Genomic DNA, 19,141 nt, shown 5'->3' with positions numbered 1-19,141 from the left:
ACCTCTCAGACTAAACGGAGCGGCGCTCCGTATTATCCGGAGTACCACTCCGATTCTACGAGGAGACCGCCATGCACGCGATCCCGCCCACCATCGGCACGGTCGGCCTGTGGGTGCCCGCGCTCGACACGAACCCACCCGCCGAGTCGGCCGCGCTCGCCGCCGAGGTCGAAGCGCTCGGCTACGGCGCGCTGTGGATCAGCGAAGGACTCGTCCGCGATCCGTTCATGGAGGCGGCCACCCTGCTCAACGCCACGAGCAGACTCGTCGTCGGCACCGGGATCGCGGTCATCTGGGGAAGGCACCCCCGCGTGGTGCGCACCCAGACCCGCGCGCTGCTCGACGCGCACCCCGACCGCTTCGTCCTCGGACTGGGCACCTCGCACGCCCGCGTGGTCGAGGGAGTGCTCGGCCTCCGCTTCGAACGACCGTTGGCCGAGCTGCGCGCGCACCTGGACCGGCTCGACGAGCACGACGCCCTGCTCGACCTCACGGGTCTGCCGCACAAGACGGCACCCCGCGTCCTGGCGGCCCTGGGCCCCAAGGCACTCGCGCTCGCCAGGGACCACTCGGCGGGAGCGATCACCTACCTGGTCACACCGGAGCACACCGCGGAGGCCAGGGCCGTGCTGGGCCCGGACCGCACGCTGGTCGTCGAACAGGCCGTGGTCACCGGCGTACCGCTGGACGTGGCGCGCGCCAGGGCCCGCGACCACATCGCGGGCTACCTCGGCGGCGGGCCGTACCCGGCGAACTGGCGACGGCTCGGCTTCACCGACGAAGACCTGGCCGACGGCGGCAGCGACCGCCTCGTCCACGCCCTCGTGGCGCTCGGCGACGACGAGATCGCCGAGCGGGTGGCAGCGCACCTGGCCGCGGGAGCGGACCACGTCTGCCTGCAGGCCCTCCCGGCGGACTTCGGCAGCGCTCCCGTCGACCAGTGGCGCCGCCTCGCTAGCCTCGCTCGATGAGGTGACCGACCACGTCCGGGCCCGGGTGCGGGGAACCCGAGCCGTCGCGGCGCGGGTCCACGTCCGGCAGGTCCACCGCGGAGCCGTTGTCGGAGGCGCCTGCCGGCCGTGGGCCGACCCAGGCCAGGAACAACGCCTTCTCCCCTTTGAGGAAGCGGTGCGAGCGGACCCCGCCGGTCGCCCGCCCCTTCGCCGGGTACTCGGAGAACGGCGTCACCTTCGCCGTCTGCCCGGTGGCCGTGACCACCATCGGCTCACCGTGCTCGTCGTCGTTGGTGCGGACCGCGCCGAAGAACACCACGTGCGCGTCCGCGGCCAGGTTGATCCCGGCCATGCCACCGCCCTTGAGCCCCTGCGGGCGGACCAGCGACGCGGAGTAGCGCAGCAGCGAGGAGTCCGAGGACACGAAGGTCAACGTCTCCTCCCCGTCGGTCAGCCAGGTCGCGCCGACCACCTCGTCGCCGTCCTTCAGGCTGATGATCTCGAACTCGTCCGACCGCACCGGCCACTCCGGCGCGCACACCTTCACCACGCCCTGCTTCGTCCCGAGCGCCAGGCCCGGCGACCCCTCGCTGCGCTCACCGAGCGGGGCGATGCCGATGACCTTCTCGCCCTTCTCCAGCGGCACCAGCTCGCGCGAGGCCATGCCCCCGCTGAGCGAGACCGTGCCGACCTGCTCCGGCAGCACCGGCAGCGGCAGCACCTCGATCTTGTACGCCCGCCCGCGGTTGGTCACCAGCAACACCTGCCCGCGCGCGGTGGTGTGCACGACCGCCGAGACCGCGTCGTGCTTGGCACGGCCCTTGCGCCTGCGCGCCTCGGTCGCTTCCTCCGACTCCGCCGCCGTCCTGGCGACCAGTCCGGTCGCGGACAGGATCACCTGGCACGGGTCGTCGGCGACCTCCAGCGGCCCCGACTCCCGCGACGCCGCCAGCACCTCCTTGAGATCACCGTCGATCAGCGAGGTGCGCCGCTCGGTGGCCAGCTCGCGGGCGACTTTGGCCAGCTCCGCGGAGACCAGCTTCTTCAGCACCGCGTCGTTGTCCAGGATGCGCGAGAGGTCGGCGATGTCGGCCCGCAACCGGTTCTGCTCGGTCTCCAGCTCGACCTTGTCGTACTTGGTCAGCCTGCGCAGCGGCGTGTCCAGGATGTAGGCCGCCTGGATCTCCGAGAGCTTGAACCGGCGCATCAGGCCCTCCTTGGCCTCCTGCGCGTTCTCGCTGCCGCGGATCAGCTTGATCACCTTGTCGATGTCCAGCAGCGCCTTGAGCAGGCCCTCGACCAGGTGCAGCCGTTCCTCGCGCTTGCGCTTGCGGAAGGAGGTCCGCCGCCGCACCACCTCGTAGCGGTGGTCGAGGAAGACCTCCAGCAACCCCTTGAGCCCCAGCGTCTGCGGCTGCCCGTCCACCAGCACCAGGTTGTTGATGCCGAAGGACTGCTCCAGCGGGGTCAGCCGGTAGAGGTCGGCCAGCAGCGCCTGCGGGTTCACCCCGACCTTGCACTCGATCACCAGCCGGGTCCCGTTCTCCCGGTCGGTGAGGTCCTTGACGTCGGCGATCCCGGTGAGCCGCTTGGACTTGTTCACCTCATCGGTGATCTTCTCGATGATCTTCTCCGGGCCGACCCCGTAGGGCAGCTCGGTCACCGTGATCGCCTGCCTGCCCCGGCTGCCCTCCAGCGGCCCGGTCTCGGCCTTCGCCCGCATCCGCACCACACCGCGCCCGGTCTCGTAGGCCCGGCGCACCTCGTCCAGCCCGAGCAGCATCCCGCCGGTCGGCAGGTCCGGCCCCGGCACGAACTCCATCAGCTTGTCCAGCGAGGCGTCCGGGTGCGAGATCAGCCACCGCGCCGCCGCGATGACCTCGCCCAGGTTGTGCGGGATCATGTTGGTCGCCATGCCCACCGCGATCCCCGAGGTGCCGTTGACCAGCAGGTTCGGGAAGGCCGCGGGCAGCACGGTCGGCTCCATGAGCGAACCGTCGTAGTTCGGCCGGAAGTCGACGGTGTCCTCGCCCAGCTCACCGACGAGCAGCATCGCCTCCTGCGACATCCGAGCCTCGGTGTAACGGCTCGCTGCCGGTCCATCGTCTGGGCTACCAAAATTTCCATGCCCGTCGATGAGCGGCGTGTTCAGCGAGAAGTCCTGCGCCAGGCGGACCATCGCGTCGTAGATCGCCGTGTCACCGTGCGGGTGGTACTTGCCCATGCAGTTGTGCACCACGTGGCCCTCGACGACGAATGCGTGTTCGTCGGTGCCCACCTGGATGTCGTAGGTGGTGTCCGGCTCGACCGGTTCCACCGACTCCACCGCGTGGAACGACAGCCCCGACAGGGCTTCGAGGCGCTCGGCGAGTGGCGAACCGATCCGCCGCAGCTTCTCGATCCAGCCGTCCTTCTCCGCGCGCCCCAACGGGAACAGCCGGTCTTCCAGTGCGTTGCCGTTACGGTCCTTGCCATACCGGACCTTCGATCCGTCCACAGAGGACAATGAGGCCCGGAACTTGACCCCCTCGGTGTCGCGGAACCAGCCACCGCCGAGGTGGGCGGCGGAGAACTCGGCCATCAGCCCACGGCACGGCAACCGGTCACTGCCCTGCTTCCCACCGTAGCCGTAGGACATCCCGGTCAAGCGGACCAGCTCGTCGCGCTTGTACCCGATCTTCGACCAGCGCAGCAGAGCGGCGGCCAGCGCGCCCGCGTCCCGGCCGCTGATCGAGAGGCCGAGCAGGGTCTGGTGCCCCGTCTTGCTCGGCCGCCGCCAGTGGTGCGCGGACACGCCGAGGTCGGCCAGCATCGAGTACACCTGGCACAGCAGCCGCTCGCCGACGCTGACGAAGACGATCTCGCGGTTCTTCTTCCGCACGTACCCGTCACCGTCGAAGAATCCGGCCAGGAAAGGAATCCAGGCGGACCGGTCACCGAGCACCGACGGCGGAACGACCTTGTCCGCACTCAGCGGAGTCGCGGCCTCCAGCAGCCCCTCGTGACGAGCGAAGGTGAGGATGTGCTGATCGCGGTGCTTGGGGTTCTTCGCCTCGCGCTTGCCCCGGGACACGGTGAGGCCGTTGGCGATCGCCCACCCGTGCACCGCATCGATCGGCTCGGTGTCGCACATGTGGATGCGGACCCGGCCGTCCGCCGCACGGGAACGGTCCACCGCGAAGCCCTCGGCGACGATCAGGCCGAGCAGGTAGCCGTAGAAGTCTCCGTTGTCGGTGGTCAGCCCAGCCGTCCTGGCCTCGCCGAAGCCGACCGTCCGGCGGCCCGCGAGATCACGGGCGTCCGTCCACTCCACGGTGAAGCCGTCGGTGACGGTGCGGAAGCGCTGGCCCGGCGTCACCAGCATGGTGTGCCCGTTGGACCAGGTGACGCGGACCAGCTCCGACACGGGGTTCTCGTAGACCTCCGTGACCGGGACCGCGACGCCGCGCCCGTCGAGCACGTGCTCGCCGATCTCGATGTCCTCGATGGGCCGCAGCCCCTCCGGCGTCGAGACCAGGGCGCCCTTGACGAAGCAGTCGCCGACGACGCGCGAAGACTTCACATAGGCGTGCGTCGGCCGGTAGCCCTGCTCGTTCATGGAGAAGAGGATCCGGCGGTGCACCGGCTTGAGGCCGTCCCGCGCGTCGGGCAGGGCGCGGGCGTGGATGACCGAGTAGGCGTACTCCAGGTACGAGTCCTCGATCTCGGTCTTCACCGAGTTGTCGAAGACCTGCGCGCCCGCCCGGTCGAACGCGGTGGGGTCGACCTTGGTGGTGGGGCCCTTGCGGCGTGCCATAGCTCTCAGCGCTCTCCGTGTCTCGGTTGTTCTCAGGCGTCGATCGCCGCGCGGTCCACGCGGGCGGCGGATTCGACCAGCCACGCGCGCCGGGGTTCGACCTTCTCACCCATCAGCAGCTCCAGCGCCTGCTCCGCGGCCTCCACGTCGTCCAGCGTGATCCGCCGGACCGAGCGGGTGGCCGGGTTCATCGTGGTCTCCCACAGCTCGTCGGCGTCCATCTCGCCGAGGCCCTTGAACCGGGGCACCGGGGTGACGACCTGCTTGCCGGCCTTCTCCAGCTTCGCGACGGTGGTCTCCATCTCCCGCTGGGTGAAGGTGAAGATCGTCTGCGGGTTGCGGCCCTTGGTGGTGATCTTGTGCAGCGGCGGCATGGCCGCGAACAGCCTGCCGTCGGCGATCACCGGCCGCATGTACTTGGCGAACAGGGTGATCAGCAGCGTCCGGATGTGCGAGCCGTCCACATCGGCGTCGGCCATCAGGATCACCCGGCCGTAGCGCATCTGGGACAGGTCGAAGGTGCGCCCGCTGCCCGCGCCGAGCACCTGCACGATCGAGGAGATCTCCGCGTTGCGCAGGGTGTCGCCGAGGCTGGCCTTCTGCACGTTGAGGATCTTGCCGCGCAGCGGCAGGAGTGCCTGGTACTCCGAGACTCTGGCCATTCTGGCCGAGCCCAATGCGCTGTCGCCCTCGACGAGGAACAGCTCGCTGCGCGAGACACCCGTGGTGCGGCAGTCGACGAGCTTCGGCGGCATCGCGGCGCCCTCGAGGGCGGTCTTGCGGCGCGCGGCGTCCTTCTGCTGCTTCTGGGTCAGCCGGACGCGGGCGGCGTCGACGATCTTCTGCAGGACCGTCTTCGCCTCGGTCTTGGTCTTCTTGTCCTCGGTCCACGCCTTGACGTACCGCTCGACGATGCCCTGGATGACCTTGGTGATGCCCGCCGTGGACAGCTCGTCCTTGGTCTGGGAGGTGAACTGCGGCTCGGGCAGCCGGACGTGGATGACGGCGGTCATGCCCTCCAGCACGTCGTCGAGGGTCGGCGGGTCCTCCTTGGGCTTGAGCAGCCCGCGGGTCTTGGAGATGGCCTCCTGCAACGACTTCACCGCGGCGCGCTCGAAACCCTTGCGGTGGGTGCCGCCGTGCACGTTGCGGATGGTGTTGGTGAAGCACTCCACGGTGCGCTCGTAGCCGGTGCCCCAGCGGAAGGCGACCTCGACCTCGGCGTGGCGCTCCACTTTGGACCGCATGACGCCGTTCTCGTCGGCGGCGTTCTCGAAGTAGGTGCCCTCGCCCTTGACGATCAGGGTGCCGGAGACGGCGCGGTCGCCCGCGGGCGCGAGGAAGTCGACCATGTCGGCGAGCCCGTTGGGGAAGTGGAAGCTCTCCTCCTCGATGTTCCCCTCGGTGACGTCGCGCAGCACGTAGGTGACGCCGGGGACGAGGAAGGCGGTGTTGCGCAGTTTGGTCCGCACGGCCTCGACGTCCAGCGCCGCGCCGTTCTCGAAGTAGCGGGCGTCGTACCAGTAGCGGATGGAGGTGCCGGTGCGCTCGCCGCGCTTCATCTTGCCGATGACCTGCAGCCCGGACTGCTTGGTGAACTTGGCCTTCGGGCCGGGGCCGTCGAACTCGCCGGGCACGCCGCGCGCGAAGGACATGTGGTGCACCTTGCCCTCGCGCTTGACGGTGACGTCGAAGCGGTGGGACAGGGCGTTGACCGCGGAGGCGCCGACGCCGTGCAGGCCGCCGGAGGTCTTGTAGCCGGAGCCGCCGAACTTGCCGCCCGCGTGCAGCCTGGTCAGCACCAGCTCGACGCCGGAGAGCCCGGATCGGGCGTGCTTGCCGGTGGGGATGCCGCGGCCGTCGTCGTCGACCTGGACGCTGCCGTCGGCGTGCAGGGTGACCACGATCTTGGAGGCGTGCCCGGCGATGCCCTCGTCGGTGGAGTTGTCGACGATCTCGTTGAAGAGGTGGTTGATCCCGCGGCTGTCCGTGGAGCCGATGTACATGCCGGGTCGCTTGCGGACCGCTTCCAGACCTTCGAGGTGCGTGAGGTCGTCGGCCCCGTACAGGGTCTCGGCAGTCACAGGGTCGCTCTCCCGGGTCATGGCGTGGACTATGCAGCGCGGTGGGCAGGCTTACCAGCGGCTTAACATACTTCAGCTGCCGCCTGGCACTGCATGATGCCCAACACCCCTGACAGTCAACCCCGGAGAGCTGGGAAGTCCTCCTCGCGGAACTCCTGGGCGCGGCGGTCGCCGGTCTCCTGGCCGCGCAGCTGGACCCGGCGGATCTTGCCGGAGATGGTCTTGGGCAGGTCGGTGAACTCCAGTCGCCGGACGCGCTTGTACGGGGCGAGGTTCTCCCTGGCGTGGCGCAGGACGGCCTCGGCGGTGGCGGCGTCGGGGGTCCAGCCCGCCGCGAGCACCACGTACGCCTTGGGCACGGCCAGCCGCACCGGGTCGGGCGCCGGGACGACGGCGGCCTCGGCGACGGCCTCGTGCTCCAGCAGCACGCTCTCCAGCTCGAACGGGGAGATGCGGTAGTCCGACGCCTTGAACACGTCGTCGGTGCGGCCGACGTAGGTGATGTAGCCGTCCGCGTCGCGGGTGCCGACGTCGCCGGTGTGGTAGTAGCCGTCGCGCACGACCTCGGCGTCGCGCTCGGGGTCGCCGTGGTAGCCGACCATCAGCCCGAGCGGGCGCCGCGCCAGGTCGACGCAGATCTCGCCCTCGTCGGCGGGCTGCCCGGTGACCGGGTCGAGCAGCTCGATGTCGTAGCCGGGGACGGGGCGGCCCATCGAGCCCGGCTTGATCGGCTGGCCGGGGGTGTTGGCGATCTGCACGGTGGTCTCGGTCTGGCCGAAGCCGTCGCGGATGGTCACACCCCAGGCGGCGCGGACCTTGTCGATCACCTCGGGGTTGAGCGGTTCGCCCGCGCCGACGACCTTGGCGGGCGGGGTGCGCAGGGAGGCGATGTCGGACTGGATGAGCATCCGCCACACGGTGGGCGGGGCGCAGAAGCTGGTCACCCCGCAGCGCTGCATCTCGGTGAGCAGCCGTGCGGCGTCGAAGCGCGAGTAGTTGTGGACGAACACCGTCGCCTCGGCGTTCCACGGCGCGAACACGTTGCTCCACGCGTGCTTCGCCCAGCCCGGCGAGGAGATGTTGAGGTGCACGTCGCCGGGGACCAGGCCGATCCAGTACATAGTGGACAGATGGCCCACCGGGTAGGAGGCGTGGGTGTGCTCGACCAGTTTGGGCTGCGCGGTGGTGCCGGAGGTGAAGTACAGCAGCAGCGTGTCGGTGGCCTTGGTCGGGCGGTCGGGGTAGAACACCGCGTCCGACTGCCGGGAGTCGTGGTAGGAGAGCCATCCTCGGCACTGCTCGCCGACCGCGATCCGGGTGTAGTCCCCGGGCACGTCGGCGAACGTGCCGGTGTCGGCGGAGCGGGTGATCACGTGCCTGGCCGCGCCGCGGTCGATGCGGTCGCGCAGGTCGGCGGCGGCGAGCAGGGTGGTCGCGGGGATGACGACGGCGCCGAGCTTCATCGCGGCGAGCAGCGTCTCCCACAGCTCGACCTGGTTGCCGAGCATCAGCACGATCCGGTCGCCGCGCTGGACCCCGTTGTCCCGCAACCAGTTCGCCACCTGGTTGGAGCGGCGGGAGAGGTGGGCGAAGGACCAGCGGCCCTCGCTGCCGTCCTCCTCGACGATCCACAGCGCGGTGCGCTCGTTGGCTTCGGCGATCGCGTCGAACCAGTCCAGCGCCCAGTTGAACTCGTCGAGCTGCGGCCAGCGGAACCCGGCGCGCGCGGTGTCGAGGTCGCGCGCGTGCGCGAGCAGGAAGTCCCGTGCCTCGCGGAACGCCCTGCCTGCGGCGGTACGGACCATGTGAGCTCCCCTCGGGTGATGCGTAGGATCTTTGAATCGCCCGCACCCCATCACCACCCCCGTTCGGGGGTGAAGCGAACTGGAGGTGATCGCGTGACCGGGGACCACCGGGCGGCGGTCCGGGGAGCACTGCTCCAGCTGCGCCGGGACACCGGGCTGCCCATCGCGCTCGGCGGGACCCTCGGCGCGCAGGGCAGGCTGAAGCTGACCGAGCTGGTCGGCACGAACACCACCGCGCTGCGCGGGTTCACCGTGGAGCCGGGGGCCGGGCTCGGCGGCAAGGTGCTCGCACTCGGACGGGTGATCGCGCTCAACGACTACGAGACCGCGTCGGTGATCACGCACGACTACGACTCCGTGGTGAGCGCCGAGGGCATCCGGTCGGTCGTCGCGGCGCCGGTGGTGGTGCGCCGCAAGGTCCGCGCGGTGCTCTACGCGGCGGCGCGGACCAGCACGGTGATGGGTGATCGCGTGATGGGCTCCGTCGTGGACGCGGCGCGCACGCTCGAACAGGACCTGGTGGTGCAGGACGAGGTCGACGAGCGCGTCCGGCGGCTCACCGAGGCCGACCGCAGCAGGCGGCAGGGGGCGGAGTGGGAGGCCGTCCGCCAGGCCCACGCCGAGCTGCGGCTGATCGCGCAGCGGACGCCCGACCACGATCTGCGCACGGAGCTGCACGACGTCTGCGAACGGCTCACCTCACCTCCGCCCGTGTCGTCGGTCCGGCTGACCTCGCGTGAGCTGGACGTGCTGACGTGGGTGGCGACCGGATGCGCGAACGGGGAGATCGCGCGGCGGTTGTGCCTGAGCGCGGAGACGGTGAAGAGCTACCTCCGCGAGGCCATGCGCAAGCTCGACGTGCACGGTCGCGGGGAGGCCGTGGTGGCAGCTCGAAGGGCGGGGCTCCTCCCCTGACGCGCCGCCGTCGGTGGCAGGCTCGGGCCGTGGAGACGAGCGCGGTCGAGGAGTTCGAGCGGCACCGGTCCCGGCTGTTCGGCCTGGCCTATCGCATGCTCGGATCGGCGCACGAGGCGGAGGACGTGGTGCACGACGCGTTCCTCAAGTGGAACGGGGCGAAGCGGGACGCGGTCGCCTCCCCGCCCGCGTGGCTGACCAAGGTGGTCACCAACCTCTGCCTGAACCGCCTCACATCGGCGCGCGTGCAGCGGGAGCAGTACGTGGGCCCCTGGCTGCCCGAGCCGATCCTCACCACGGACGGCGCCCTCGGCCCGTTGGAGACGGCGGAGCTGCGGGACTCGGTGTCACTGGCACTGCTGTTCCTGCTGGAGCGGCTCACCCCGACCGAGCGCGCCGTGTTCGTGCTGCGCGAGGCGTTCTCCTACAGCCACCGCGAGATCGCGGAGATCCTCGACCTCTCCGAAGCGAACTGCCGCCAGCTGCACCGCCGCGCGCACCAGCACGTGGGCACGCGCGAGCCGCGTTTCGAACCCGATCCGCGCCGGCGCTTCGAACTCGTGCAGCGGTTCCTGGCCGCCGCGCGTGACGGCGACATGCCCGGCTTGGAGCGGTTGCTCGCCGAGGACGTAACGTCGTGGGCGGACGGTGGCGGCCACATGGGCATGGCGCGGCGGCCGATCCTGGGCAGGGACCGCGTCGCGCGCTACCTGGCGGGCGGCTTCACCAAGCTCCCCCCGGGTGCCCTCACGCTGGAGCTCGCCGAGGTCAACGGCGCGGCGGCCGCGGTGTTCCGGCTGGACGGCGTGGTGGCGGGTGTCGTGGTCCCGGAGGCCGTCGACGACCGCGTGGCCACGCTGAGCATCATGGCGAACCCGGCGAAGCTGGGATTCCTGGCGAAGCAGCTGTCACAGAACTGACCGCTCGCCGGTTCATCCTGTGTGAGCACATCGATCCTCGTCACGGGCGGCACGGGAACACTGGGCCGCGCCGTGGTCGCACGTCTGCGGGAAGCCGGCCACGATCCGCGCGTCATGAGCCGCCGCCCGGGTCCCGGGCACGTCGTCGCCGACCTGGTGACCGGCGACGGTGTGGACGCCGCGCTCGACGGCGTCGACATCGTGATCAACTGCGCGACGACGCTCAGGGGCGAGCGGGACGTGGTCGCCACCAGAACCCTGGTCGAGGCGTTCCGGCGCGCGGGCTGCCGTCACCTGGTGCACGTGTCCATCGTCGGCGTCGACCGCATCCACTTCGGTTACTACAACGGGAAACTCGCGAGCGAGGAGGTGGTGCGCGCGGTCCCGCACACCATCCTCCGCGCCACGCAGTTCCACGACCTGCTCAGGACGATCTTCGCCGTTCTCGCCAAGCTCCCGGTGATGTTCGTGCCGCGCCTGCGCTTCCAGCCGGTCGACGTCCGCGACGTGGCGGCGCGGCTGGTCGAGCTGGCGCTCGGTGACCCGATCGGCCGCGCCCCGGACTTCGGCGGCCCCGAGGTCCGCGACGCGGTGGACCTGGCGCGCTCCCACCTGGCGGGCAGGCGGCGGCTGATCGTCCCTTTCAGCTTGCCGGGCAAGGCTTTCCGGGCTTACCGAGCGGGCGGGAACCTCACCCCGGAGCACGCCGACGGGAAGATCACCTTCGAGGAGGACCGGTGATCCGGGCGGTGCTGGTCTTCCTGGCGGTCGCCCTGGGACTCGCCGGATCGTGTGCACCGCGCTCGTCGCGAACCTCGTGTTCACGTTGCCGCACTTTGTGTTCCACGCGTTCCACTCGGAGGCCTACGCGTTCGTCCCACCGTCGACGGTGAACACGGAGCCGGTGATGTTGCGCGCGTTCGGCCCCGCGAGGTGCGCGACGGTTTCGGCGATCTCGCGGGGGTCGGCGAAGCGGCCCAGTGCGGACAGCGCGCGCTGGTGGCCGGCATCACCGGCGTCGGCCGGGTTCATGTCGGTGTCGGTGGAACCGGGCTGCACGAGGTTGACGGTGATCCCCCGGGGGCCGAGGTCCCGCGCCGCGCCACGGGTGAAGCCGAGCAGCGCGGCCTTGCTCATCGAGTAGAGAGCGACGCCGGGGAACGGCACGCGCTCGGCGAGGTTGCTGCCGATGCTGATGATCCGGCCGCCGTCCGGCATGTGCTTGAGCGCCGCCTGGCTGGCCAGGTAGACCGCGCGCACGTGGACGGCGAGCGTGCGGTCGACCTCCTCCTCGGTCACCTCGCCGATCAAGCCGCTCGGGAAGATCCCGGCGTTGTTGACCAGGATGTCGAGCCCGCCGAGCTCCGCCGCGGTCCGGTCGACCGCGTCGAGCACCGCGGCGGAGTCGGTGTTGTCCGCGGCGATCGCCAGGCCGCGCCGCCCGGTCGCGGTGATCCGCTCCACCACCGCCTCTGCCCGGTCCTTGGCGCTGGCGTAGGTGATCGCGACGTCCGCGCCGAGGTCGGCCAACCGGAGCGCGATGGCGGCGCCGATCCCCCTGCTACCCCCGGTGACCAGCGCCGTCTTCCCTGCGAGCATGTCGGCTCCCATTTATGTAGTGGTCGATACATAAATAGCCTGCGACACCCGGGGACCGCGCGTCAAGTAGATTCGTGTCGATCGCTACAAAAATGGAGGTGGCCGATGCCGGGACGGGGCCGCCCACGCGCCTTCGACCGCGAGACCGCGCTGACCCGCGCGATGGTGGTGTTCTGGGAGCACGGCTACGAGGGCGCGTCGCTGACCGACCTGACCTCGGCCATGGGGATCAACTCCCCGAGCCTGTACTCCGCGTTCGGCTCCAAGGAGCAGCTCTTCCGCGAGGCCGTCGCCCATTACGGGGAGACCGAGGGCTCCCACACCGCGAAAGCCCTGCGGGAGCAGCCGACCGCACGCGAGGCGCTGGCGGAAGTGTTGCGCGCCAACGTGCGCGCGTACGCCGACCCGGCGACACCGGCCGGGTGCATGATCGTACTGGCCGCGACGACCTACACCGATCGCAGCGAAGGAATCCGGGACCACCTGGCGGAGATGCGCCGCGCCACCGAGGAGTCCTTCCGCGAACGGGTCGAGCGCGGGATCGCCGAGGGAGACGTGCCGCCGGGGACCGACGCGGTCAAGGTCGCGGCGTTCTACAACGCCGTTCTGCAGGGTCTGTCGCTGCAGTCCCGCGACGGCGCGGACGGCGCGGCGCTCAGCGCGGTCGCCGAGGCGGCCATCGCCGCGTGGGACACGGTGACGGCCGCCTCATGAGACGGGAAACAGCTCAGCAGTACAGGTTTCCGCCCGGGTCGACACCGAGGATCCTGGTGAAGTTCCGGTAGGCGTTGACCCGGCTCTCGACCTGCGCGGGGTTCTTGCCGCCGCATTCCAGGCTGCCGTTGATGCTGCGGATCGTCTCACCGAAGCCGCGTCCGTTGACCATCGCGTTGTGCGGGGTCATCGTCCCGGGGCCGCTCTGGGTGTTCCAGTACCAGAGCGCGGTCTTCCACGCGACGGCCGCGTTGTTCTGCACCAGCCACGGGTCGCCCAGCAGGTTCAGCCCGAGCGCGTCACCGGCCGCCTTGTAGTTGAAGTTCCAGCTCAGCTGGATCGGTCCGCGCCCGTAGTAGGCGGCCTGCCCGGCCGGGCAGCCGTAGGGCTGGTTCCGGTCGCAGTAGTGCGGGTAGTTCGCCGTGTTCTGCTCGACGATGTGCACCAGACCACCGGTCTCGTGGTTGGCGTTGGCCAGGAACGCCGCCGCCTCCTGCTTCTTGGTGACGTCGCTGCCGGTGGTGGCGAAGCCGGGGTAGGCGCTCAGCGCCGCGGTCAGCCCCTGGTAGGTGTAGAAGGGATTCCTGTTCGGGAACATCTGGTTGAACTGCGCTTCGCTGACCACGAAGCCCGAGGGCGTGCCGCCGCCGTCACAGGTGTGCGGCTTCCAGTACCAGTGGCTGATCACCGGGTCGTAGCCCGGGTTGGCGTGCTCGGCGCGGTAGAAACCGCCGTTGGTGTACCTGACGATGGCGCCGACGTCGTACCACTGGCCCGCGACCCAGTTCGGCGCGCTGCACGCCGCGGTGGGGCCGGACTGCTCGGTGGCGGAGGACGCCGCCGGGAGGCCGACCGCGAGGGCGACGGCCGCGGCAAGGGCGGACAACGACGCGATGATGCGCTGCCTCAACACTCTCGATCACTCCTTCATGCGGTGCGAACAGCCGTGCGGCACAGGGGAAAGCACGGCTTTCGGCGGCAGAGGTGTCAGGAGTGCTCGTCGGCGGCTGACGAACGTCTGTGACCCAGCCCACTGAAGCGGAGTGGTCTAAACCAGTCAAGGTCGAACGTGAAATTTGTCCGGATGTTCAGCCAGCTGGACGCGCCCGGAGGCGGGCTTCGAAGCCGTCGAGGATGGCCCGCAACCCGAACTCGAAGCTGCCGTCCGGCGCCGCCGCGTAGTCCTCGGCCGCGATCGTGCCGAAGCGTTCGCGCAGCAGCGGGAACGCCTGCGCGACCTCGTGCGCCCTGGAGACGGCACCCTTCAGCGCGTCGGCGCCCAGGCGCCGGGTCAGCGAGACCTCCGACGCGGCCCCGAGCGCGGTGCCGAGCACGAACACGAGCACGGTCGCCGCGGCGCGGTCGGCGTCGGCGGGGGCGAACCCGGCCTTGCCGTACACGGCGAGGCTGCACTCGTCGAAGCGCGATTTCCCTTCCCCGTACAGGAGATAGCTGCCGAAGGCCTGCCCGAACCACGGGTGCCTGGCGAGCATCCCGTGCAGGCCGGTCGCCAGCGCGGTGGCACTCGCGCGCCAGTCCTCCGCATCCGGGTCGGGCAGGTCGATCTCGCCCCAGATCGCGTCCCCGGCGAGGCGGACCAGGTCGTCCTTGGTCTTGATGTGCCAGTAGATCGCCGTGGCGGCCGAGCCGAGCCGCTGACCGAGGCTGCGCATGTTCAGCCCGTCCAGCCCGTCGGCGTCCAGCAGCTCGATCGCGGCCTTGACGATCTGCTCGGCGGTGAGCGTGTTCCGTGCCATGCCCACAGCCTACTTGCACTTTGTTCAAGTCCTCGGCTACGGTCCGACTTGAACTTAGTTCAACAACGGAGGGAAGCACGATGACGCAGGAGAAGCTGGCCGAGTTCGTCGCGAGGACGGCCGAGGAGTTCGGCATCCCTGGGGTCGCGGTCGGCGTGCTCGTCGACGGCGAGGAACTCACCGCCGCGCACGGCGTGACCCGGATCGGCACGTCGTCGCCGGTGGACGAGCAGACCCTGTTCCACCTGGCCTCGGTGACCAAGACCTTCACCGCCACCGCGGTGCTGCGCCTGGTCGGGCAGGGCAAGGTGGAGCTGGACGCGCCGGTGCGCCGCTACGTCCCCGACCTGACGCTCTCCGACGAGCGGGCCACCGAGGGCATCACCGTGCTGAACCTGCTCAACCACACGTCCGGGCTGGACTGGAACCTGATCGACACCGGCACCGAGGCCGACTCGCTCCCCGGGTTCGTCGCCCGCATGGCCGAGCTGCCGGTGATCGCACCGCCGGGCAGCCGCGCCTCCTACAGCCAGGCCGGGTACAACCTGCTCGGCCGGGTCGTCGAGAACGTCACCGGCTTGCCGTTCGAGCGCGCCGTGAAGGAACTGGTGCTCGACCCGGTCGGCCTGGCGAACACGTTCTTCGACCTCGACGACGTGATCGTGCGGAAGTTCGCGGTGGGCTACAACCGCGACGAGGACGGCACGATGCGCGCCGCCCAGCCGTGGAAGGCGTGGCGGGCCGGCTCGCGCGGCAACAACCCGGGCGGCGGCATCGTGTCCTCGGTGAGCGATGCGCTGAAGTGGGCCCGCTTCCACGTCGAGACCGACGACGAGCTGGTGCGCGGGATGCGGGAGCAGACGGTCGAGCTGCGCGCCAGCACCCTCGGTGACGGTTTCGGGATCAGCTGGTTCCTGCGGGAGATCGACGGTGTGCGCACCATCGGCCACGGCGGGTCCGGCAACGGGCAGTTCGCCGAGCTGCTGATCGTGCCGGAGCGGAACTTCGCCGTCGTCTCCCTGGCCAACGCGGGCCCGGACGGCTACGTCTTCAACCAGGCGGTCGTCCGGTGGGCGTTGGAGAACCACCTCGGCGTCGTGGAGCGCGACCCGGAACCGCTCCCCTACGACGAGGCGCGGGCGCGCGAGGCCGCAGGGCGCTACGAGATCGACGCCATGAACGTCGACATCGCCACCGACGGATCAGTGCTGACGCTGGTCGTGGGGATCAAGCCGGAGATCCGCGCCGCCTCCGAGGTGGAGATGCCGCCGGACTACGCGCCCGCCGCCATCGGTTTCCTGCCCGACGACGAGTACATCGTGGTCGAAGGCGGCTTGAAGGGGCAGCGCGGGTACTTCAGCCGTGACACCGCCGGGTCGGTGGTCGGCGTCGACCTCTCCGGGCGGCTGTTCACCCGGACGTCCTGAGCGCGAAGTCCGCCACGAGCGGCGCGATCTCGGCCAGCTTCTCCTCCAGCGCGAAGTGCCCGGTGCCGAGCAGGTGCAGCTCCGCGGCGGGCAGATCGCGCAGGTAGGCCCGCGCGCCCGCGTCGGTGAAGAAGGGATCACCGGTCCCCCACAGGATCAGCGTCGGCGGCCGGTGGTCCCGCAGCCACTTCTGCCACACCGGGTACAGCTCGACGTTGCTGCGGTAGTCCCGGGCGATCTGCGCCTGGATCTCCTTGCGGCCGGGCAGGTCCAGGAAGTGCTGGTCCAGGGTCCAGCCGTCCGGCGCGATCGCGTCCACATCGGACACTCCGGTCTCGTACTGGGAGCGGGTGCACGGCAGGGTGAACACCTCCGGCGCCGGACCGTTCTCGATGAAGTCCTTCGCCAGGTCGCTGAGCCCGTCCTCGTAGGCGTTCCCGTTCTGCACCACCAGGCCGGCGATCCACTCCGGGCGCCGGGTCGCGACGCGCAGTCCGATCGGCAGGCCGTAGTCGAAGGCGTACACGACGAACCGCTTCAGGCCGATCGCCTCCACGAACCCCTCGACCACCTCGGAGAGCCAGTCGAAGGAGTACTCGACGTCCGGCGTGTCGCTGTGACCGAAGCCGGGATAGTCCGGCGCCACGACGTGGAAACGGTCGGCCAGCTGCTCCATCAGCCCCCGGAACTGGTGCGACGCGGAGGGAAACCCGTGCAGCAGCAACACGGTCGGCGCTTCCGGCGAACCGGCCTCGCGGTAGTGCACCCGCACCCCGTCAACCTCGACGAACCTCATTTCACATGCCTCCTGCGCAGTGGTATGCATTAGGTATAGCGGGCGTGATCTAATGGGTCAAGTCCGCGTAGTACCATTAGTCCCATGTTCCCGCTGCTCGGCGAACCGCTGCCCATCGACCTGGTCAACACGCGAACCTCGGAGGAGGACCTGCTCACCACCCCGCAGGCGCTCGCCGCGTGGCTCGACCACCAGGCCGAGCGGCTTCCCCCACTGGCGCGCGTCGAACTCGCGCCCGTGCTCGCGCTGCGGGAGCACGTCTCCGACGTCGTCCACGCGGCTCGGCTCGGCATCGAGCCGCCACGGAAGTCGTTGTCGGCCTTGACTTCCGCACAGCGCGCAGCGCCCGTCTACCGCGAACTCTCGTGGAGCGGCTCAGCCGTGATCGCGACGCCTCGCCGCCCTGGCGACGCCACCGCCGTGCTCCTCGCCGTGCTGGCGGAGGCGACGGCGGACCTGCTGACCGGCTCGGAGATCACCAAGGTCCGCAACTGCGAGGGGCCGGACTGCCGCTTGCTGTTCCTCCCCGCGCACCCGCGCCGCCAGTGGTGTTCTCCCAAGATCTGCGGCAACCGTGTGCGGGTGGCGCGCTACTACCAGCGTCACAAGCCGGGGTGACGTGACCGTCCCGCCCGGAGGATCACCGCGGCGCAGAGCAGGATCGCGATCAGCCCGGCCCACCAACCCCAGCCGATGCCGACCATGAGGTCGGGGTCGTCGTAGGTGAACAGCCGGTCGCGGATCATCCAGCTGTGCGCGAACGAATCCTCCGACGAGGAGCTGTCGACCCAGGACATCGACATCTCCTGCGTCCCGTTGAGCGGTGCGCCGCGCACGAGGGCGATGAGAAGCACCGACACCGCCGCGCACAACAGGCTCACGGCAAGGCCCCATCGCGGTGCTCGGCGTTGCTTCGCCCGCAACCACGCCCACACAGCCGTGACCGCGGCGGTGAGCAGCAGCGCGCATGTCCACGCGGTGGAGATTCCCCATGCCGACGCGGATTCGGTGAGGTGCCCGCTCCCGGAGGCATCGCTGTAGGCGTAGCGAACCGTCCACCACGGCAGGAATCCCGTCACGAGCACGAGAACCGCCGCGGCGGTGACGATCCAGGGTCCACCAGGCCGAGCCACGGTCACAGCCTAGCCTTCGACGTCGGCCGAAACCTCTTACGGGTCAAGCTGATCCGCCCGCCGGAGTTAGGGTGGGCGCGATGACTCCGGAAGAGACAGACGACCACGACGAGGTGCTCCCGGCGATCGAGCCGCCTTCGGACGTCAGCCCGTGGACGGCACCCACCGACGTCGAGCAGTTCTTGTACGAGCACCGGGACGACGAAGATCCGACCGAGGCCCTGCGGTTGCTCGCGCGCACCGGGCTGTACCACCCGATCGCCATCACCGCGACCTCACCGGACATCCGTGAGCGCAGGCCGCTGACCCAAGCGCTGGCGACCGGGCAGACCGTCGCGATCGTCTACACAGAAGGCGTGCTGCCGCGCCCGCACCCGCACGTGGTGTACGAGTTCGCCACGCTCGGCGCGCTCAGCGTGATCTGCCCGCCGGAGGTCGACGTGCTGGCGATCAACCCCCGCACGCCGTGCGAGCTGTACGTCTCGGCCGCCGACGTCGAACGCGACACGTGGTGGGAGATGTCGGAGGAGTTGTTCGACCCCGAGGGTTCGCACAACCGCGTGGTCACCCGACGCAGCAACGCCGCCGAGCCGGGGCCGCTGCTGCACGGCCTGGCGTGTGGCGCCCACCTGTGCTTCGGCAATGGCGACCCGTGGAACACCCTCGACTGGCACGGCGCGGGCTACAGCTCCGAGGTCGAGCGCCTGGCGGAGTGGTGGGGCGTCCACGATCGCGCCGACTGGCTCGATGTCCAGCAGCGCCTGGTGGAGCGCGAAGTCAGCCCGTGGTACTGGGACTTCGTGCTGGGCACGCGGAACCACGTCGACGCCGAGGCGTGGCGGCAGCGCGTGGCAACGGAGAACCCCGTGTTGACCGAACTGGTCGGCAAGGTCCTGCGGTACGAAGCGCGATTCCGCGCCGACGGGCTGTTGCCCGCGGACGGGTACGTGCGCAGCGTCGCCGCTTGGGATTTCGGGCGTGCTTCGCAGATGGCGCGCTGGGGTTACGGTGCGCGCTACGCCAGCCGCGCCGAGATGGAGCAGGCTCTGCTGCGCACGGCTGAGGCGAGTCGCGCCGTCTACCGGTCGTGGGCGGAGTTCTCCGCCGCGTACATCCTCGGGCGGTGCCTGCACTTCGACGAGGAGGAGTTCGGCACCTGGTACACCGACGTCCTCGAAGCGCACCACGCCCTGATGGCGGCACCGAACAGCCCGTGGCGCACTGTGCCGTTCCGGTGAATTT

16 protein-coding genes are annotated in these 19,141 nt (G+C 70.1%); 8 read left to right on the top strand and 8 right to left on the bottom strand.

Annotation, left to right across the window (positions count from 1 at the left end; genetic code table 11):
* Nucleotides 1-71 precede the first annotated feature (71 nt).
* Nucleotides 72-971: a TIGR03620 family F420-dependent LLM class oxidoreductase gene (locus BLT28_RS03405; protein WP_030430285.1), complete on the top strand. Its 900-nt coding sequence runs from the start codon at nucleotides 72-74 to the stop codon at nucleotides 969-971.
* Here the strand turns inward: BLT28_RS03405 and BLT28_RS03400 are convergent.
* The 3 genes from BLT28_RS03400 to BLT28_RS03390 all read right to left on the bottom strand — a co-directional run bounded on the left by BLT28_RS03400 (nucleotide 955) and on the right by BLT28_RS03390 (nucleotide 8,638).
* Nucleotides 955-4,749 carry a DNA topoisomerase (ATP-hydrolyzing) gene (locus BLT28_RS03400; protein WP_043811947.1) on the bottom strand — a complete coding sequence of 1,265 codons (3,795 nt, stop codon included), beginning with the start codon at nucleotides 4,747-4,749 and terminating at the stop codon, nucleotides 955-957. The two genes, BLT28_RS03405 and BLT28_RS03400, sit on opposite strands and share 17 nt — an antisense overlap.
* 32 nt (nucleotides 4,750-4,781) lie before the next feature.
* Nucleotides 4,782-6,833, bottom strand: coding sequence for a DNA gyrase/topoisomerase IV subunit B (locus tag BLT28_RS03395; protein ID WP_030430287.1), 2,052 nt, complete (start codon nucleotides 6,831-6,833; stop codon nucleotides 4,782-4,784).
* A 116-nt stretch (nucleotides 6,834-6,949) separates the two neighbouring features.
* Nucleotides 6,950-8,638 (bottom strand): AMP-binding protein, encoded by a 1,689-nt coding sequence (locus BLT28_RS03390; RefSeq protein WP_030430288.1) that lies wholly within the window; start codon nucleotides 8,636-8,638, stop codon nucleotides 6,950-6,952.
* A 93-nt stretch (nucleotides 8,639-8,731) separates the two neighbouring features.
* On the opposite strand from BLT28_RS03390, the gene BLT28_RS41155 reads away from it, so the two are divergent.
* The 3 genes from BLT28_RS41155 to BLT28_RS03380 all read left to right on the top strand — a co-directional run bounded on the left by BLT28_RS41155 (nucleotide 8,732) and on the right by BLT28_RS03380 (nucleotide 11,214).
* On the top strand, nucleotides 8,732-9,553 hold the full coding sequence (locus tag BLT28_RS41155; protein ID WP_030430289.1) for a helix-turn-helix transcriptional regulator: 822 nt from the start codon (nucleotides 8,732-8,734) through the stop codon (nucleotides 9,551-9,553).
* Nucleotides 9,554-9,648: 95 nt separating this feature from the next.
* Nucleotides 9,649-10,473, top strand: coding sequence for an RNA polymerase sigma factor SigJ (gene sigJ, locus BLT28_RS03385; RefSeq protein ID WP_231950828.1), 825 nt, complete (start codon nucleotides 9,649-9,651; stop codon nucleotides 10,471-10,473).
* 21 nt (nucleotides 10,474-10,494) lie between these two features.
* Entirely contained in the window at nucleotides 10,495-11,214 is a 720-nt protein-coding gene (locus BLT28_RS03380) for an SDR family oxidoreductase (protein WP_030430291.1), read from the top strand.
* Between the two features lie 123 nt (nucleotides 11,215-11,337).
* On the opposite strand, the gene BLT28_RS03375 is transcribed toward BLT28_RS03380, so the two are convergent.
* Nucleotides 11,338-12,072: a 3-oxoacyl-ACP reductase family protein gene (locus tag BLT28_RS03375; RefSeq protein ID WP_231950606.1), complete on the bottom strand. Its 735-nt coding sequence runs from the start codon at nucleotides 12,070-12,072 to the stop codon at nucleotides 11,338-11,340.
* A 105-nt stretch (nucleotides 12,073-12,177) separates the two neighbouring features.
* On the opposite strand from BLT28_RS03375, the gene BLT28_RS03370 reads away from it, so the two are divergent.
* A complete protein-coding gene (locus BLT28_RS03370) occupies nucleotides 12,178-12,786 on the top strand; it encodes a TetR/AcrR family transcriptional regulator (RefSeq protein WP_030430293.1) in 609 nt (202 codons plus the stop codon).
* A 13-nt stretch (nucleotides 12,787-12,799) separates the two neighbouring features.
* Here BLT28_RS03370 and BLT28_RS03365 read toward each other — a convergent pair whose 3' ends face one another.
* Both BLT28_RS03365 and BLT28_RS03360 read right to left on the bottom strand, forming a co-directional pair.
* Complete coding sequence (locus tag BLT28_RS03365; protein ID WP_030430294.1) at nucleotides 12,800-13,699, bottom strand: glycoside hydrolase family 19 protein; 900 nt, start codon at nucleotides 13,697-13,699, stop codon at nucleotides 12,800-12,802.
* Between the two features lie 175 nt (nucleotides 13,700-13,874).
* Nucleotides 13,875-14,543, bottom strand: a complete 669-nt coding sequence (locus BLT28_RS03360) for a TetR/AcrR family transcriptional regulator (RefSeq protein ID WP_030430295.1) — start codon at nucleotides 14,541-14,543, stop codon at nucleotides 13,875-13,877.
* Between the two features lie 80 nt (nucleotides 14,544-14,623).
* Here BLT28_RS03360 and BLT28_RS03355 point away from each other — a divergent pair, with 80 nt between their 5' ends.
* On the top strand, nucleotides 14,624-15,970 hold the full coding sequence (locus BLT28_RS03355) for a serine hydrolase domain-containing protein (RefSeq protein ID WP_030430296.1): 1,347 nt from the start codon (nucleotides 14,624-14,626) through the stop codon (nucleotides 15,968-15,970).
* Here the strand turns inward: BLT28_RS03355 and BLT28_RS03350 are convergent.
* A complete protein-coding gene (locus tag BLT28_RS03350; protein ID WP_197683962.1) occupies nucleotides 15,954-16,766 on the bottom strand; it encodes an alpha/beta fold hydrolase in 813 nt (270 codons plus the stop codon). The two genes, BLT28_RS03355 and BLT28_RS03350, sit on opposite strands and share 17 nt — an antisense overlap.
* 84 nt (nucleotides 16,767-16,850) lie before the next feature.
* On the opposite strand from BLT28_RS03350, the gene BLT28_RS03345 reads away from it, so the two are divergent.
* Nucleotides 16,851-17,384, top strand: a complete 534-nt coding sequence (locus tag BLT28_RS03345; RefSeq protein ID WP_043811953.1) for a CGNR zinc finger domain-containing protein — start codon at nucleotides 16,851-16,853, stop codon at nucleotides 17,382-17,384.
* Here BLT28_RS03345 and BLT28_RS03340 read toward each other — a convergent pair.
* On the bottom strand, nucleotides 17,369-17,899 hold the full coding sequence (locus BLT28_RS03340) for a hypothetical protein (RefSeq protein WP_156051059.1): 531 nt from the start codon (nucleotides 17,897-17,899) through the stop codon (nucleotides 17,369-17,371). The genes BLT28_RS03345 and BLT28_RS03340 overlap by 16 nt on opposite strands.
* 80 nt (nucleotides 17,900-17,979) lie before the next feature.
* Between BLT28_RS03340 and BLT28_RS03335 the strand changes: the two genes are divergently transcribed.
* Nucleotides 17,980-19,137, top strand: a complete 1,158-nt coding sequence (locus BLT28_RS03335; RefSeq protein WP_030430300.1) for a DUF1266 domain-containing protein — start codon at nucleotides 17,980-17,982, stop codon at nucleotides 19,135-19,137.
* Nucleotides 19,138-19,141: the final 4 nt, after the last annotated feature.

The organism is Allokutzneria albata (genome assembly GCF_900103775.1).
Classification (GTDB): Bacteria; Actinomycetota; Actinomycetes; order Mycobacteriales; family Pseudonocardiaceae; genus Allokutzneria; species Allokutzneria albata.
This window is presented reverse-complemented; position numbering and strand designations above follow the sequence as displayed.

What these genes read in the sequence shown, in the direction of transcription:
- BLT28_RS03335 (WP_030430300.1), top strand. Translation starts at nt 17,980, where the DNA reads ATGACTCCGGAAGAGACAGACGACCACGACGAGGTGCTCCCGGCGATC.
- sigJ (WP_231950828.1), top strand. Translation starts at nt 9,649, where the DNA reads ATGCTCGGATCGGCGCACGAGGCGGAGGACGTGGTGCACGACGCGTTC.
- BLT28_RS03405 (WP_030430285.1), top strand. Translation starts at nt 72, where the DNA reads ATGCACGCGATCCCGCCCACCATCGGCACGGTCGGCCTGTGGGTGCCC.
- BLT28_RS03360 (WP_030430295.1), bottom strand. Translation starts at nt 14,543, where the DNA reads ATGGCACGGAACACGCTCACCGCCGAGCAGATCGTCAAGGCCGCGATC.
- BLT28_RS03355 (WP_030430296.1), top strand. Translation starts at nt 14,624, where the DNA reads ATGACGCAGGAGAAGCTGGCCGAGTTCGTCGCGAGGACGGCCGAGGAG.
- BLT28_RS03345 (WP_043811953.1), top strand. Translation starts at nt 16,851, where the DNA reads ATGTTCCCGCTGCTCGGCGAACCGCTGCCCATCGACCTGGTCAACACG.
- BLT28_RS03370 (WP_030430293.1), top strand. Translation starts at nt 12,178, where the DNA reads ATGCCGGGACGGGGCCGCCCACGCGCCTTCGACCGCGAGACCGCGCTG.
- BLT28_RS03400 (WP_043811947.1), bottom strand. Translation starts at nt 4,749, where the DNA reads ATGGCACGCCGCAAGGGCCCCACCACCAAGGTCGACCCCACCGCGTTC.
- BLT28_RS03350 (WP_197683962.1), bottom strand. Translation starts at nt 16,766, where the DNA reads ATGAGGTTCGTCGAGGTTGACGGGGTGCGGGTGCACTACCGCGAGGCC.
- BLT28_RS03390 (WP_030430288.1), bottom strand. Translation starts at nt 8,638, where the DNA reads ATGGTCCGTACCGCCGCAGGCAGGGCGTTCCGCGAGGCACGGGACTTC.
- BLT28_RS03375 (WP_231950606.1), bottom strand. Translation starts at nt 12,072, where the DNA reads ATGCTCGCAGGGAAGACGGCGCTGGTCACCGGGGGTAGCAGGGGGATC.